Consider the following 15769-nt stretch of genomic DNA (forward strand, 5'->3'; position numbering starts at 1 on the left):
GCCTGAGAGATCGGACACACCGGCACCCGCCTGAGAGATCCGGCCCCGTGGTCTAGCCGGGTGTCCGGTCAGCCGGACGCGACGGCGAGCACGCCGTCGATCCTGATCGCGCCCGTCCTGGCCGTCGTCAGCACGAGCGTCCCGGCGCGGGCCGCGCGCGTGGGCAGCCACAGCACGTGCCGTCCGGTTCCCCGGGTCGCCGGGGTGGTGCCGAGCAGACGGCCGCCCAGGGCGACGCGCAGCCGGTTGCGGGTCGCGCCGCGCACGACGACCGCGACGCGCCCGCTACGCACCCCCGTCAGCCGGAGCGCGACGCCGCGCCGCCCGGTCGAGGTCAGGGTGTGACCGTCTGCGCCCGCTGACTTCTGCCGCAGCCAGCCGCGAGCGGTCAGGGCCCGGTCGTCCACCGGGCGCGTGCTGCAGACGGGTGCCGACCATGCCGACACGCGGCCGACGCTGTCGTGGGCGCGTACGCCGAGGCACCACGTGCGGCCGGGCGCGACCCGCGCGGCCAGGGATCGCGTCGTCGACGGCAGCGTGGACCGCACCCGCCAGGCACCCAGCCGGGTCCGGGTCGTGCCGACGCGGGTGCGGACGTCGTACGACGTGAGGGTCGCGCCGGGCGGCGCGGTGCCGGTCCAGCGTGCCGTGACCTGGCCGGTCACCGTGACGGCGGCGAGTGCCCGGGTGGCGGCCGTGGGCATCGGCGTCGGCGGCGTGCCGGTGAGGACCCCGGTGTTGATGACCGACTCGTCGATGTTGATCGACACGCCGCCGTACCTGCGGGTGACGCCGAGGCGGAACTGGTTGGCGCGCTCGCCCACGAAGCTCCCGTCGGGCGGTGCGCTGAAGCCGGTGGTCGTCGTCGTGCGGCTGTCGGTGGCGACCCACACCGCGTCCGGCTCGTGGAAGGTCGGGTCGTCCAGGCGCGCCGCGAGGTCCTTCATCACGGTGATCTGGGTGCCGTAGGCGCCGGCGCGCAGGCCGGCTCCGTGCAGGCCGGTCGTCCAGCCGTCGAAGAACGCCTGCAGCGGTGCGGAGCAGCCGGACCCGTAGGGCTCCATGTCGTAGAACACCGGGATGCTCGTGGCGATCCCGAGCGCGGCGACCGAGCGGGCGGCGTACGCCGCGGCCCGCGCGCCCTGCGTGCGCGCCGTCGCCGGGGTGCCGGACAGGTGCCAGAAGTCGTGACCCTGGCAGGCCTCCGGTGCCTGGACCCCGAGGTAGATCGGCAGCACGTGCCACCCCAGCGCCGTCACGTCGGCGACCCACGAGGCGGTCAGGTTGGACTGCACCTTGTCGTGGCGGTCGTCCGTGCCGGGCTCGACCGGCACGTAGACGCCGACGGTGCGGTACGGCGAGGCCAGCCATGCCGTCATCGTCGCGAGGCTCGGCGCCGAGGCCGCGTCGAACATCAGCTGGCTGCCGGCCGGCGCGGGCGGCGGTCCGGTGCCGGACGCGATCGTGAACGTCGTGTGCACGACCGTCCCCGACACGTCGGTCGCGGTGTAGGTGTAGGTGCCGAGCGGGTCGCCGGAGCCCCAGATCCACGACCAGGTGAAGGACCCGTCGCCGGCCGCGGTCTTCGTGTGCGGGTAGCTGCCGGCGTACGCCGCGCCGTCGGGGCGGGTCACGGTGATCCGGACCGACGAGCCGGGCGTGAACCCGGTGCCCGTGCCGAGGAAGCGGGTCTCCTGGTTGCCGCTGGAGGGGGAGACGCCGACCGCGGTCGCGGCGCGCGCCCGCGCACCGGCCGGCAGGGTGGCGTGCACCGGGGCGTCGGCGTACAGCCGCAGCGGCAGGTGCCACGGCTGCGGCGGGTCGACGGGCGGCTCGGCCCCGGCCGGGGCGGCCGCTCCCCACGTCATCGTCGTGGCGGTCAGGATCGCCAGCGCCACCGAGGCGATCAGGCGGCGCGGAGAGGTCACCGGTCGAGGGTATGTCCTGCGCGCTCCTCGCCCGCCGCGATCTCCGCGTGCAGGTCCACGCAGTAGCGTCCGAAGTCGATCTGGATGGTGTGCCGCGGCACGTCGTAGTACTGCTCGAGGTGGGCGGCCTCGTCGGCCCGCATGATCCGCTCCTGCTCCTCGACCGACGGCAGTGCGTACGAGCCGTCGAGCAGCTTGGCGAGCAGCTTGGACTGCTGCTCCGCCAGGTTGACGATCGTCGGCGACGACTGGGCGAGACCCAGGTAGAAGAGGTGGTCGACGCCGGGCTTGATCATCCGCTTGAAGAGCGGGTAGCGGTGCTCGTCGTCCGGGTGCAGGTCGGTCTCGGTGTCGTCGAAGAAGGGGAAGCTCATCTCGTAGCCGGTCGCGCAGATGATCACGTCGGCCTCCACCGACGACCCGTCGGCGAGGTGCACCGTCGACCCGTCCAGCCGCTCGATGGCCGGCAGCATGTGGATGTCGCCCGATCCCGCCTTGGTCAGGAAGTCGGCGCTCACCGAGGGGTGGGCGGCGAGGGGCTCGTGGTCCGGCTCGGGCAGGCCGTAGCTGCTCATCGACCCGACGAGCTCGCGGATCAGCGCCCGCGAGGCGACCAGCGCCTGCTCCTTGGGGATGTCCGGCGGCGCCATCACCTTGTCGGCCGGCTGCCCGTTGCGGTACTTCGGCAGCACCCACACGCCGCGGCGCGCGGAGACGTACAGCTTCGAGGCCATCCACGGCGAGGACAGCTCGCTCGCGATGTCCATCGCGGAGTTGCCCATGCCGACCACGACCACCCGCTTGCCGCGCAGCTCCACCGGCTCGAACGGCGACACGTAGGCGTGGCTGTGCATGAGCACGCCGTCGAACGTCCCGGGATAGTCGGGGAGCCGCGGCTTCCAGTGGTGGCCGTTGGCGACCACCAGGTCGGTGTACGAACGGGTCTCGCCGGTGCTCAACGTGACCTCCCAGCCGCCGTCGCGGCGTACGGCGCGCTCGACCCCGGTCCCGAACTCGATGTCGTCGCGCAGGCCGAACTCCTCGACGTACGCGCGGAAGTAGTCGTGCATCAGCCGGTGGCTCGGGAAGTCCGGCCACTCCTCGGGGGCCGGGAAGTCCTCGAACTCCAGGCGGGTCTTCGAGGTGTCGATGTGCAGCGACTCGTAGACCGCGGAGCGGCCGTTGGGGTTGCGGAAGTACCAGTTGCCCCCGACGTCGTCGGAGAGCTCGAACTGGTCGTAGTCGATGCCGTGGTCCTTGAGGCGCTTGGCGGTCGTGATGCCCGAGCACCCCGCGCCGATGATGCAGACCTTGGTCGCGTCAGTCATGCCGTCGCTCCTTCCACGCAGGCGAACGCCGTCCGCACGTAGCCGTCGGTCCGGTCGGAGGAGGTGAAGTGGTTCTCCATCCGGTTCATCGCGTAGGCGACCGTCGTCCGCCGGTCCAGGTCGTTGACGACGATCGCGCCGCCGTACCCGGTCCACCAGCAGACCCGGCCCTCCGGCACTGCCGGGGCAGCGGACGGCTGGGGGAGTCCGTAGCCGATGCCCCACCGCAGCGGGACCATCAGCACCAGGTCGGGGCCGTCCGCCTGGACCTCGAAGACCCGGTCGATGGTCTCCTGCGCGAGCACGCGCACGCCGTCCACCTCACCGCCGTGGGACACCACGGACTGGGCGCGCGCGATCGAGCGGGCGTTGCCGTGGCCGTTGGCGCCGGCGACCGACACACGGCGCCAGGGCGCGGTGTTGCAGAAGCCGCCCACGTCGAGGACGGGGTTGACGATCGTCGGCACCAGGAGGTTGCCCTCCGGCAGCACCGACAGGTCGAGCCCGCCCGGTGGGGGCGGCACCAGGTCGGCGCACCGGTCCAGGGCGGCCTCGGGCACGCCCAGGTGGAAGTCGGCTCCGAGCGGCTCGGCGACGAGCGTCCGGAACTGGTCGGCCAGCGGCGTGCCGGTGGCGCCGCGGACGAGCCCGTCGAGCAGGTGGCCGTAGCTGACCATGTGGTAGCCGGACGCCGTCCCCGGTGGCCACCACGGGTCCTGCTCGGCGAGCAGCCGCTCGGCGTGCTCGAGGTCGAGGAGCCCGTCGACGGAGAGCGGCTCGGTCCACCCGGCCTGCCCCGACGTGTGGGCGAGCAGGTGCCGGACCAGCACGTCGCCGTTGCGGAACTCCGGCCAGTACGACGCGACCGGCGCGTCCAGGTCGATCTCGCCCCGGTCGGCCAGCACCAGCACGGTGAGCGCGGCCATCGTCTTGGTGACCGACCAGACCTGGACGATCGTGTCCTCGCGCCACGGCTCTCCCGGCCGCGCCTCGCCGCCCCACAGGTCGGCGACCAGCTCGCCGTCGTGGACGACGGCGACCGAGGCCCCCGCCTCCGTGCCGGCGGCCAGGTTGGCCGCGAGCAGGTCGCGGAGCGGTTCGAACGACGGGTGGCAGGTGCCCTCGACAGTCACCCGCACACCATAGGAACAGGTTCTAGTTCTTGGGAAGCCGCCGCGGCCCGAGCTTGCGAGGGCAGCGATCAGCGGCGCAGGTTGAGGAGCGTCGGTTCGCACCGGAGCGGAGCGACGGGTCGAGCGACGCGTCTCGAAACCCGGTGACTCGAGAGTCGGGCTGGTGCGCGCGTCAGAACGCAGACGGTGCGTGTCGTAGCTCGGCCCGTACCGGGGGGTCAGCGCACGAAGTAGACGACCAGCGCGATGAGCAGCAGCAGCGTGCTGCCGCCGAGGATCCACACCCAGAGTGGGATCGGCTTCTTGGGCTCGGGCGCCGGCGGGGGCGGCGGGGGCGGAGCCGCGACGACGGGCGCCGGTGCGGGCGGGTTCATCAGCCCGCCGCAGCGCGCGCACACCTCGGCGGTCAGCAGGTTGCCCTCCGCGCAGTGCGGGCAGGGGACCGAGCCGACCAGCGCCCGGCCGGCGGTGCCCGGCAGCCGCCGCAGCGACTCCTGCGAGGTCGAGCCGCTGTCGAGGACGATCTTCGACGGCGTCCAGAAGAGCGGGTAGTCGCACTGCTTGCAGAAGTCGTCGGCCTCGCGACGGGTCAGCGCGACCATCGCGACCGTGCCGCACTCGGGGCAGGTGACCTGCTCCTCCGGCGCCGCCGTCGCGGTGGGTACGGCGAGGGGCGGCGCCAGCGACCCCTGAGCGGTCGTCGGCTGGTCCTCGATGGGAACCGGTGTGGGCGCGGTCGCGTCCTGGTCCGGTCCCGCCTTCGGGGGTCGCTCGTCGGAGGACACGTGCTTCCCGGTCAGCGTCTCGCTCACCCCGGCCACTCCTCCTCTGAAGTCCAGACCCGGTCGGGCCCGACGTACAGCTCGGCGCGGACGTGCGCCGGGACCTCGTCCCGGACCACGTCGATGAAGTCGGTGAGCTCCAGGAGTCCCGTCGACCGTACCCGCATCACCACCCACGCGGTGTCCTCGGGTGCGTCGCCGGCACGCCAGATGCCGCCGCCCTCGTCGACGTCTGCCGGGCCCTCGCTGATCAGCTCCAGGTAGGACCTGAGTCCGCGAGCGGTGCCCCGCCACGTCAACGTCTTCGCTGCACCCGCAACGATACGGCGTTGGAGGCTCTCCGGTTGGGAATCGTCGATCGTCTCGACGCCGATCCAGGAAGCCAGGTAGGGCAGCAGCGGGCTGGGCGCGACGGTCGTCGACGCGACGTGCTCGATGTTGTCGGCGTCCTCGAGGAGCGTGGTGCCGAGGTGCTGGAAGATCGAGACGAAGCGCACGAAGAAGTCGTGGTCCAGCATCGAGACGGGCAGCTGGTCGAGCATCCACCTCGGGGACCGCTGGGGCCGGGTCTGACCACCCGGCACCACCGTGGCGCTGACCCGCTCGATCGTCACCGCACCACGACCTGGTGGCCGGCGGAGAGGAAGAGCGACTGCTTGTCGAGGCGGATCACGTCCTTGCCGCCGCCGAGCCGTCGGCCGGTGCGCAGGTCGTACTCGAACAGCAGCACCTCCTCGACGCGCTCGACGCCGTCGATGCTCTCCAGGAGCTGGGTGATCACGGCCAGGTTGACGTCGGCGTCGAACGGCCAGCCGGTGCCGTCGCCGCCGCCCACGAGCGGGTTGAGGAAGCGCGAGAGGCCGTCCATGGCGCGTTGCCGCACCAGGGCGGCGGGCCGGCCGGGGGCGCCGTGCACCAGGGCGACGACCGAGACACCCTGGAAGTACGGCGTGCTCACCTCCACCGACGTCCCGACCAGGCGGTGCTCGTCGAGGGCCTCGGTGATCGTCGACATCAGCGGCGCCGAGATCGCGAAGTCGTCGAGCTTGTGACCGGTCGGCTCGCTGCGGACGTGCGGCACGACGAGCAGCTGCACGGCACCGTTGCCGCGACCGGCCGGGCGGCAGCGGGCCCGGGCGACCTCGATCGACGACTCGATGGTGAGCCGCTCGAAGTCGCGGGCCGTCACGGCCCGGTTACCGGTGCGCAGGGTGAGCGGACCGCGGACCTTCGCCTCGGCGACCGACTCCGCGTCGACGCCGCCGGAGGCGGGGCCGAGGTTGATGGTGCCGTTGACGAACGGCACCGCCGTCCGCATCACGGTCAGGGTGCGGGCGCCGACGTTGCCGCGCGAGCCGCCGCCGTGCCGGTAGCCGGAGACCTCGATGAACGCGCCGTCGCGGGGGATCGCGCCGTGCTGGCGGATCGAGCCGTCGGGGTAGCGGATCCGCGGGCCGAAGTGCACCACGCCGGTGCCGCTGTCCCAAACGAAGTGCTGGTCGGTCGGGCCGGACGCCGAGAAGTCCTCGACCTCCTCCCACGCGTCGACCCGGTCGCCGTCGAGGATCCGCAGCGTCTCGCTGTCGCGTCGCGGCAGCACCGGGAAGCGGTCCACCTGGAAGGTCTGCCCCGGCGCGCCGTTGCTGCGCCCGAGGACCTCGGCGGCCATGTTCTCGGCGTGCTCGGCCCCGACGGTGCCGCCGAGCGCGGACACCTCGATGCCCCGCACGCGCGGGGAGTTGCGGTAGATCGGCTGACCGGTGCGCGGCGCCAGGAGCCGGGCCCGCAGCCAGTACGCCGACTCGTTCGCGACGGTCAGCGGCTGGTGCTCGACCGGCACCATGAGCACGACCTCGCCGGGCCGGTTGAGCCCGCCGGTGGTGTCCTCGTAGATCCGGGTGGGCAGCCAGCCCTCGCCGTTCCAGACCTCCCAGACCAGCGGGGGGTTGCGCGGGTCGACGCCGATGCCCTCGGCACGGGCCTCGACCTCGAGGCGCAGCACCATGCCGGCGAGGCTCTCGCGGAAGCCGAGGTAGAAGGCGTCGCCGGGCGTGATCGTGTCGGCCGGGAAGCAGCTGGCGCCGTCCGTGCCGAACCGGAGGTCCTCCCAGACGTCGAGGACCTGCTCGTTGTCGGCAGCGGCCGACTTGGCGGCCATCAGCTCGGGCGGCGCGATGACCAGGTCGTCGACGGTGCTGAAGACGACGCCCTCGCCCTCGGCGGCGCTGAGCTGCGTCATCACCTGGGTGTTCGACGGCACGATGACCGGCTGCTCCAGGACGGCCGAGAGCCAGAACGTGAGGTCCGTGCGGGCGACCGACGGCGGGAACGGCTCGATGCCGACCATGTTGAGGAAGTGGACGTAGAGCCGGTCCGGCACCTGGTTGACGCGGTAGAGGACCATCTCGCTCATCCAGGCGAACAGCTCGATGAGCGCGACGCCCGGGTCGGAGACGTTGTGGTTGGTCCACTCCGGGCAGTAGCGCGGGATCAGGCGCTTCGCCTCGTCGACGATGTCCTGGAAGGTCCGGTCGTCGAGGGCGGGCGTGGGCAGCGGCATCAGGCGTCCTACTCGGCGTCGTGAGGAATGACGTAGAAGGGGTAAACGAGGTTACGACGGTCGTTGCTGGCGCGCACCCGATACGTGATCTGGATGCGGACCAGGGCGTGGTTGTCGGGGTCCGGCTCGGGCTTCACGTCCTCGACCACGATCCGCGGCTCCCACTGCGCGAGCGCGTCGCGGACCGCCTCGGCGATCAGGCCGAGCAGGTTGCCGGTCACCGGCTCGAACAGCAGGTCCCAGATCCGGCAGCCGAACTGCGGGCGCATCAGGCGCTCGCCCGGAGCCGTCATCAGCACGATCTCGATGGACCGGTCCAGGTCGGGCACGCCGGCGGACAGACCGATCGCCCCGGTGTGGTCGACGGCCAGCGGCCAGGTGAACCCGCGCCCGATGAAGGACGAGTCCGGCTGCCCGGGCTCGTCGTACCTGCTCACCGACTTCTCGGTCATCAGTTGATCGCCACCGTCGCGCCCTTGACGGTCAGCGGGCCGGTGGCCTCGACCGACCCGAGCCCGCCGGCCTTGATGTTCAGGTTGGCGGTCGACTCGGCCTTGACGTTCATGCCCTTGATCGCGACGTCGCCGGACGCGGACTCGATCTTCACCGCCCCCTGGGTGGCCTTGATGGACACGTTCTTCCCCTCGATGGTGACGTCGCCGCTGTCGGTCAGGGTGATCGTCGCGTCGCCGTTGGTGATCTTGATCGGTTTGCTCGCGGTCTTCACCTCGATGGTGTCCTCGCCGACCCGGACCAGGTGGCCGTTCGAGGTCTTGAGCAGGATGTGCTTCTTGTCGTCCGAGGTGCCGTCGGCCAGCTCGATGAGGTGACCCACCCGGGAGTTGATCCGGCGGTAGTTCACGGCGCCGGACTCGACGTTGTCGGTGGTCGGCAGCCCGTTCTTGTCGCTGAAGAGGCCGCCGAGGACGACCGGGCGGCGGGTGTCGCCCTGCTCGAAGCCGACCAGCACCTCGTCCTTCACCTCGGGCTGGAAGACGACGCCGCGCTTGGGGCCGCCGCCGAGCGTGACCACGCGGGCCCACTCCGACTCGATCTCGCCGCTGATGGTCGGGAACTTCACCTTCACCCGGCCCAGCTTGCCCTCGCTGTCGTCGATGTTGGTGACGACTCCGACCAGCAGGCCGTCGATCGTCGACCCCGCAGTGGTGGCCGGGCCACCGAGCAGGTCGACCAGGCCCTCGGGGCGCAGCGGCCCGGCGGTGAAGTGGGTCCAGAACCCGTCCGGGCGGAAGACGTGCTGGACCCGGGTGACGAGGTAGGTGCCCGAGCTGGGACCGGCGTCGGCCACCTCGACCTTCGTGAACGGCCGGATGGTGCCGTTGATGAGGCACGTGCCCCGCGTCGTGACCGCCGCGGAGGTCGACTCGGCCAGCAGCGACTCGCTCACCAGCTTGGCCTCGTCGGCGGTCAGCGGGGACGCCCCGGAGACCTTCACGCCCGCGCCGGACGCCGCCTTGCGGCCGGGGTACGTCGCGACCAGGTCGGCCTCGGAGGTGGTCGTCGCGCTGGCGACGTTCGCGACCGCTGCCTGCTGCGCCTCGTCCCACCCGGTGACGGTCACCTTGCCGGCGTGCCGTCCGGAGGCCCGGGTCGACAGGTGGCTCAGGTGCTCGCCGAGCTTGAGCGTCGCGACCGAGGAGCTTGGAGCGGCGCTGATCTTCTTGACCATCAGCTTGCCGTAGTCGACCCACCAGACCATCGCGCACCGGGTGACGATCCAGTCCAGGTAGGCGAGGTTCGTGCCGGTCTGGAGCAGGTACGGGTGGGTGGGCGTCGTGCTGTCGACGGACGACTGGAGGCCGGTGCCCGCCACCATCTTGCCGATGACGTCGGAGTAGGACGAGTTGAGGAAGGCCGTGTTCTGGGTGGCCTGGCCGAGCTTGTAGGCGCCGTCGTCGATGGTCACCGTCAGCACGGTCGCGCCCATCTCGGCGTCGTGCTCGAGGCCGATGCCGGTCACCTCCCCCTTGAAGAGGTCGTTCACGGTGTTGCCCGAGAGGGTGGCCAGGGTGACCTCGGTGCCGAGCGCGAACTTGGGTGCGACCTTCACGTCGAACGACGTCTCGATGAAGCGCAGCGTCGCCCGGCCGACCAGGTTCAGCCCGAGGTCGATCTCCATGAAGGTCATCGCCGCGTCCTCGGCCGCGGTCAGCGCCGTCCCGCCGACCTTGACGACCGGGCTGGTGAGGGTGATCTGGGGGGAGACCGTCACGTCAGGACCCCTCCAGCCGCGGGACGCTCAGCATCGTGCCGGGGCGCACCGCGAGCGGGTCCTCGAGGCCGTTCGCCGCGGCGAGCAGGCGCCAGCGGGTCGAGTCGCCGTAGTAGCGCGCGCTGATCCGGTCGAGGGTCTCGCCCGGCTGCACCCGGTGGACCCGGTGCGGCTTCGGGGTGCCCGAGGTGGGGTTCTGGGCGCCGAAGGCCTGCGAGCGCTCGTACTGGCGCAGCTCGAGCTCCATGTTGGCGCGCAGCGGGACGCCGGCGGAGGAGAAGTAGGTGAAGCTCAGGCGCAGACCCTCGATCACGGCCTTGAAGGAGTGCAGGTCGCCCCAGTGGAACGTGACGGTCGGCGGGCGCAGGTTGCTGGTCGCCTCGTCGGCGCCGGGCAGCGACGGGTCGACGTCCATGAGGTCGACGATCTTGCCGGTGTGCGCGGTGACCGCGGTGCCGTCGTTCGTGGTGTCGAAGACCAGGTCGACCTTGAGCCAGCCGGAGTTGGCGCCGGCGTAGCGGAGGGTCGGGACGCCCTGGCCGGGCATCGGCTTCGCCACCCAGTTGTTGCGGCGACCGACCGTGACCGTCTCGGGGTTGTAGAGGCACGGGACCTTGTCGCCGGAGCCCTCGATCTCCAGGAACGCCTTCTCGAGCTCGGCCATCAGAAGGTCCCCTGTCCGTGTCGACGTCCGCGCCGCTCGAGCTCCTCGACGACGCGGCGCTCGATGCGCTCGACCACCCGGTCGACCAGGCCGTCGGAGAGCGCGTTGATCTGGTTGGTGGTGAGGTCGTTGAGATCGTTCAGGTCGTTCGACGTGGTCTCCATCGCCGTGACCGTGCGGCGGATCTGCAGGTGCCCCGATGCCGGGGGCTGGGCGGACGCAGACATGGAGGAACCTCCTGGAGGCGAGTAGCGGCGGACGATCGGAGCGTCCGGGGAGGCGAACAGGTGGGCCGTCGAGTCGACCAGCGAGCCGCCGGTGCTGCGTCGTACGGGCGCCTGGGCGGGGTCGGCGGGGACCGGCAGGTTGCCGGTGCGGGCGACCTCGGGGACCGGGGGCGGTGCGGGCTGGGTGGGCGCCAGGCTGATCCGCGGCGGGGCGACCGTCATCCGACGTACGTCGGCGGCGGGACGGCGACCCGTGGGGGCCGAGGCGGCGCCGGGACCGGCCGGGAACGCGGCGGGCTGCCCCGCCCGACCGGGCTGGCCGGGCTGGCCGGGGGCGGGCGCGGCCGGTGCGTCCGACCAGGGCTGCCAGGTGCGGCGGACCGGAGCGCCGGGTGCGCCGGGTGCGGTGGAAGCCGCGGCGGCGGAGGCCGACGCGAGACCGCCCGCGAAGGCGGCGGCGAACCGGCCGCCGGGCGCACCGGCTCGCGTGGACGTCGCCGGGCCGGCGACGGAGGCGGGGGCAGCAGACGCGGAGGCACCGACGGGCACGGGAGCGCCCGCGGACCGTGCGACGGGCGCTCCGGCCGGGGTGACGGCCCGCCGCCAGAGGCGGGACTCGCCCTCGACGGCGGCGGCCGGTGCGGCGACCGGGCTGCCGGCCGGCCGGATCGTCTGGGGGCTGCCGAACCCGGTGGCCAGGGTGCGGGTGGCGTCGGTGCCGTGGGCCGTCGCGCGCCGGATCGTCATCAGCTCCGGCATCCCGAGCCGGGCGCCGGCGATGCCGGGGGTGGCGACGTGGGAGCCGATCCGGCTGACCGGGAAGGTCGAGCGGTGCACCTCCGCCGCGGCGGCAGGTGCCGACGCCGCGGCAGCCGACCCGGCCGTCGGTGTGGACGTCGGGCTCGTGGAACGACGGGCGGGGGTGCTGGCCTCGGCGGCAGGCGAGCCGGCGGGGCTGGCAGCGGGGGTGGCAGCGGGGGTGGCAGCGGGGGTGGCAGCGGGGGTGGCAGCGGGGGGCGTGCCGGCCACGGGCGCGTCCCCGGCGGGTCCGGGGCTCGCCGGGAGGCGGCGGACCGTGGGGCCGGCCGCTGGTGCTGCGGCGGTGGCCGCGGGAGCTGCCGGTGCGGCCCCCGACGCGGCGGGCGTCGAAGGACCGGCGGTCGGGTTCGGCGTCGCCTCGGTCGCCAGGCGGACGACCGGGGCCGGCACCGAGGTGCGGACGTCGGTCGCGGGTCGGACCTCGGTCGCGCGGCGCCACAGCCGCGGCAGCCGGCGCACGGTGGGGGCGGCCGCCGCCTCGGCCGCGGCCTCCGCCGGGCTGGCGCCGGGCAGCGGTGCGTGGGCAACCGAACCACCCCCCGGGCTCCCCGGGATGGCTGCCGGCGCAGCGCCGGCGGGGCTGGCCGGGCCCGCGTCGGGCGTGGTGACCGGAGTGGTGACCGGGGTGGTGCCGACGCCGGAGGGCAGCCGGCGCACGACCGGCTCCGCGCCGCGGGCTGCCGGAGCGGTCGGTGCCGACGCAGTGGGGGACGCGGCCGAGGGCGCAGCTGCGGGCGTGCTCGTCGGAGTGTTCGAGCCGCCGGTGGCGGTGGCGGTGTTGCCACCTGTCGTGGTGGCAGGGGAGGAGCCGGCGCGCCGGGTGGCCGACGGGGCCGCTGCTGCGGTGGCCGGTGCTGCGGCGGTGGCCGGTGCCGTCGCGGTGGGTGCAGTGGCGACCGAGGCGGCGGCTGCGCGCGCGGCCCCGAGCGAGCCGGCCTGCCCGCGGGCGTCCGCTGCCTGGCGCATCACCAGGCTGCCGGCGGACCAGGCGTGCCTGCGGACCGTGGGGGGTGCGTCGACGCCGCCGGCGATCAGGCCGGGGCCGGCGGCCGCGACGGTCTCCGAGCCACGCACGCCCGACTCGAGGGCGGCGGCCGACCCGGTCGGCCGGGAACGCTCGGGAGCCGCCAGGCGCGAGACGACGCTCGCCAGCCCGACGGGCGCCGACGTGGCGGCGGGGGCAGGTGCGCTGGCGGGCGCGGATGCCGCGGCCGACGAAGCGGTGGCCGACGACGCCGTGGCGACCGGCGCTGCCGGGGCGTGCCCGATCGGGGTGCGCCGGACCAGGCCGTCGAAGCGCGACTGCTGCGAGCGCAGCTGCCAGGACGGTCGCGCCACCCGTCGCAGGGTCGGCGCGGCCGGCGGTGCGCCGGCAACCGGATCGGCCGCCGATCCGGGAGAAACGGTTGCTGTGCCACCGCTGCTCGGGGTGGACGCCGGAGCCGACCCGGACGGCGGTGGGTTGTGCACCGGGTCCGCCGGGGGAGCGGTGCCGGGGGCACCGCTGGTGGGCGCAGCCGCGCGACCGGACCCGGACGGCGGTGGGTTGGGCACCGGTTCCGCCGCGGCAACGGTGCCGGAGGCACCGCTGACGGGCGCGGGCGCGGGCGTGCTCGGGTCGGGGCCGGAGGGCGCTGTCGGGGGCTCCGATGCGGAGGGAGTGCTCGGTGCGCTCGGGGTCGACTGGCGTGGCGAGCGCGTCGTGGCCCGCCGGACTGTCGGCTGGGCCGGCGCCGCGGCGGTCGAGGCGGGTGCGGTGGCCGGCGCAGCCGCCTGCTGCGCACTGCGGGCGGCGAGACCGGCGTTGAGCTTGGTCCGGTCGTTCTGCGTGAGCATCGGTCCGACGGCGGTGACCTCGTCGAGACGACGGATCCGGGCGACCTCGCCGCGCAGGCCGCCGACGATGCCGCCCGGGGTCCAGGTGGACTCGTTGGGCACCTCGCGCGCCGCGCGGGGCAGGCCGCGCTCGGGCAGGCGGCGGATAGCGACCGGTCGGGCCGGGGCCAGCCACGCGGGCGTCGCCGCGGCCGGTGCCGACTCCGCCGGCGATCCGGCGGAGGCCTCCGTCGCGGCAGACGATGACGCCGCCGCCGTCGTACGGCGCCGCCGGGGTGCCTCGGCGGTCGGGGCGGGGGCGTCCGGGACCGGCTCGGAGTGCACGGGGGTCCACCAGCGCGGCGGAGCCGAGCTGCCGGCGAGGCCCCCCGGGCCGGGGCCGATCAGCGCGCGGCGTACGTCGATGGGCCGCGAGGTGGCCGCCGCGAAGCGGGACACCGACGACGCGAGGCTGCCGATCCGGCTCGGCAACGGCTGGCCGAGGGGAGGCCCCGGCAACCGCATCCGGCGTACGACGTCACGCCCCAGCCGGAGGTCGGCCGGGGCGGAGGTCTCAGCGGACGTGGTGGTCATGACGCTTGCGTGACCGCCCGGAAGCCGTGGTGCGCGACCTCGAGCTCCTCCTCGAGCGGGTCGCGGCTCTCGACGGAGAAGTCGGGCCCCTTCCACCGCACCGGGAAGACGTCGATGAACTCCCAGGAGCGGAGCCGTTCGCCGACCGGGTCGATGACGGTGACGGCTCCGGTCGACTTGGTGAGCTTGTTCTCGCTGCTCGCGAAGCCCTCGCCGGAGGTCTTGTTGAACCAGTCGAAGAGCGCGTTGCCGTTGGTGACGCCGCGCCGGAAGACCAGGTTGGGCCAGGTCATCCGGCCGGGCAGCTGGTGGACGAAGCCGTTCTGGCCGCCCTCGCGGATCTCGTCGACCTGCACCGAGACGTTGAGCCCGGTGACCTCCTTGAAGACCCCGAGCTCGACGCCGTCCAGCTCGAAGAGGAACCGGTTGGCGATGGGCAGGTCGCCCCCGAGAGGGGTAGTGATGTCACTGCTGCCCATACTCACGCACCGCCTGCCAGGCTCGATCGTTCAACGAGACCACCGCCCGCACCATGCGGACCCGGTCCATGTGCTCGAGGTCGAGCAGCTCGTCGAGGCGCCAGTGCAGGTGGTACGCCAGAAACGCTATCTCCTGCCACAGGGCTTCCGTGGGGTAACGCATCATTGCGTCGTCACCTCAGCTCACTGGGCCTTGCGCGGGATCTCCTCGACCGCTCGACGCAGGTTCGGTCGCGGACCCGGATCCGGCGAAGCAGCGGGCTCGGCCGGCTCGGCCGCCGCCCCCGCCGGGTCCGCCTGGTCGGCGGTCGGAGCGGGTGCGGCGGCAGAGCCGACGCCGAGGAGGGAGGACGACGCCTGGGCGTTGACCAGAGCGTCGTACTCCTCCTGGCTGCCGAAGTTGATCACCCCGTAGAAGTCCTGGAGGAACGCCAGGTCCACCGCGAACAGGCCCTCGATGTCGAACGAGGTGACCAGCTCGAGGCTGCCGAGCTCCTCCACGACCCGCGTCAGCACCAGGATGGTGAGACGCGGGTCGTCGGGGCCTTGAACCGTCGGGTCGCGCAGCGGTTCGAGCTCGTCGCGGGCTGTCGCCAGCCGCATCTTGCCCGTCTTGTGCAGACGACCCTGCCCGTCCACGTAGCCACGCGGAAGGGTGAATTCGTACGACGTACGCAAAGAGCTCACGCGCCTACTTTGCCCTACTTGACGCGGTCGAGGCGCTCGATCACCAGAGTGATGGTCTCCTTGACCGCCTCGGACGACTCCGTGCTCACGGCGTCGGTCGCGATCTTGCTCGGCCAGCCCTTGATGAAGTTGAAGCGGCCGATCTCCACGAACGAGGTGTCGTAGAGGACGATCGAGCCGTTCTTGCGGGCGCTGGCCCGGTCCATCGTGAGGCCCTTGTCGCGGATCGCGATGAACCACTTCCAGATCGGGTCGGCCATGGCGTCCGAGGGCGCCATCCGGGTGATGGTCAGGTCCGGTGCCTTCTGCGTGTTGCCGCGGGTCTTGACCACCTGCATGCGACCCGTGGGGCCGTTCTGCTGGATGGTGACGACGTCGTGCTCGACGTCGAGGCCCGAGACGCCGGACAGGATGATGTTCTCGCCGTCGATCTCCAGGTAGAAGTTCTGGGCGACGATCGGGTCGGTTGAGATGAGGTCGTTGGGCATGACTGGGGACTCCGGTCTCTAGTGAGTGCTAG

Annotated in this window: 14 protein-coding genes; all 14 read right to left on the bottom strand. The window is 73.1% G+C overall.

The window, feature by feature from the left end; genetic code table 11:
* Nucleotides 1-68: 68 nt before the first annotated feature.
* Entirely contained in the window at nucleotides 69-1928 is a 1860-nt protein-coding gene (locus ACFPYL_RS06620) for a glycoside hydrolase domain-containing protein (RefSeq protein WP_379152000.1), read from the bottom strand.
* Complete coding sequence (locus ACFPYL_RS06625) at nucleotides 1925-3256, bottom strand: flavin-containing monooxygenase (RefSeq protein WP_379152003.1); 1332 nt, start codon at nucleotides 3254-3256, stop codon at nucleotides 1925-1927. Before ACFPYL_RS06625 ends, ACFPYL_RS06620 begins: the two co-directional genes overlap by 4 nt.
* Entirely contained in the window at nucleotides 3253-4389 is a 1137-nt protein-coding gene (locus ACFPYL_RS06630) for a serine hydrolase domain-containing protein (RefSeq protein WP_379152006.1), read from the bottom strand. The genes ACFPYL_RS06625 and ACFPYL_RS06630 overlap by 4 nt, the downstream gene beginning before the upstream one ends.
* 218 nt (nucleotides 4390-4607) lie before the next feature.
* On the bottom strand, nucleotides 4608-5201 hold the full coding sequence (locus ACFPYL_RS06635; protein ID WP_379152009.1) for a hypothetical protein: 594 nt from the start codon (nucleotides 5199-5201) through the stop codon (nucleotides 4608-4610).
* Nucleotides 5198-5785: a phage tail protein gene (locus ACFPYL_RS06640; RefSeq protein ID WP_379152011.1), complete on the bottom strand. Its 588-nt coding sequence runs from the start codon at nucleotides 5783-5785 to the stop codon at nucleotides 5198-5200. The genes ACFPYL_RS06635 and ACFPYL_RS06640 overlap by 4 nt, the downstream gene beginning before the upstream one ends.
* Nucleotides 5782-7731, bottom strand: a complete 1950-nt coding sequence (locus tag ACFPYL_RS06645) for a putative baseplate assembly protein (RefSeq protein ID WP_379152014.1) — start codon at nucleotides 7729-7731, stop codon at nucleotides 5782-5784. Before ACFPYL_RS06645 ends, ACFPYL_RS06640 begins: the two co-directional genes overlap by 4 nt.
* Nucleotides 7732-7739: 8 nt before the next feature.
* Nucleotides 7740-8183: a GPW/gp25 family protein gene (locus ACFPYL_RS06650; protein WP_056157433.1), complete on the bottom strand. Its 444-nt coding sequence runs from the start codon at nucleotides 8181-8183 to the stop codon at nucleotides 7740-7742.
* A complete protein-coding gene (locus tag ACFPYL_RS06655) occupies nucleotides 8183-9964 on the bottom strand; it encodes a phage baseplate assembly protein V (RefSeq protein ID WP_379152017.1) in 1782 nt (593 codons plus the stop codon). Before ACFPYL_RS06655 ends, ACFPYL_RS06650 begins: the two co-directional genes overlap by 1 nt.
* A 1-nt stretch (nucleotide 9965) precedes the next feature.
* On the bottom strand, nucleotides 9966-10628 hold the full coding sequence (locus ACFPYL_RS06660; RefSeq protein ID WP_379152020.1) for a CIS tube protein: 663 nt from the start codon (nucleotides 10626-10628) through the stop codon (nucleotides 9966-9968).
* Nucleotides 10628-14083, bottom strand: coding sequence for a hypothetical protein (locus ACFPYL_RS06665; RefSeq protein WP_379152023.1), 3456 nt, complete (start codon nucleotides 14081-14083; stop codon nucleotides 10628-10630). The genes ACFPYL_RS06660 and ACFPYL_RS06665 overlap by 1 nt, the downstream gene beginning before the upstream one ends.
* Nucleotides 14080-14562: a phage tail protein gene (locus tag ACFPYL_RS06670; RefSeq protein WP_379152026.1), complete on the bottom strand. Its 483-nt coding sequence runs from the start codon at nucleotides 14560-14562 to the stop codon at nucleotides 14080-14082. The genes ACFPYL_RS06665 and ACFPYL_RS06670 overlap by 4 nt, the downstream gene beginning before the upstream one ends.
* Entirely contained in the window at nucleotides 14549-14728 is a 180-nt protein-coding gene (locus tag ACFPYL_RS06675) for a DUF6760 family protein (protein ID WP_028644986.1), read from the bottom strand. The genes ACFPYL_RS06670 and ACFPYL_RS06675 overlap by 14 nt, the downstream gene beginning before the upstream one ends.
* Nucleotides 14729-14745: 17 nt before the next feature.
* Entirely contained in the window at nucleotides 14746-15249 is a 504-nt protein-coding gene (locus ACFPYL_RS06680) for a hypothetical protein (RefSeq protein ID WP_379152029.1), read from the bottom strand.
* 14 nt (nucleotides 15250-15263) lie between these two features.
* Nucleotides 15264-15737, bottom strand: a complete 474-nt coding sequence (locus ACFPYL_RS06685) for a phage tail protein (RefSeq protein WP_345522549.1) — start codon at nucleotides 15735-15737, stop codon at nucleotides 15264-15266.
* Nucleotides 15738-15769 lie beyond the last annotated feature (32 nt).

It is taken from the genome of Nocardioides hankookensis (assembly GCF_042658885.1).
Classification (GTDB): domain Bacteria; phylum Actinomycetota; class Actinomycetes; order Propionibacteriales; family Nocardioidaceae; genus Nocardioides; species Nocardioides hankookensis.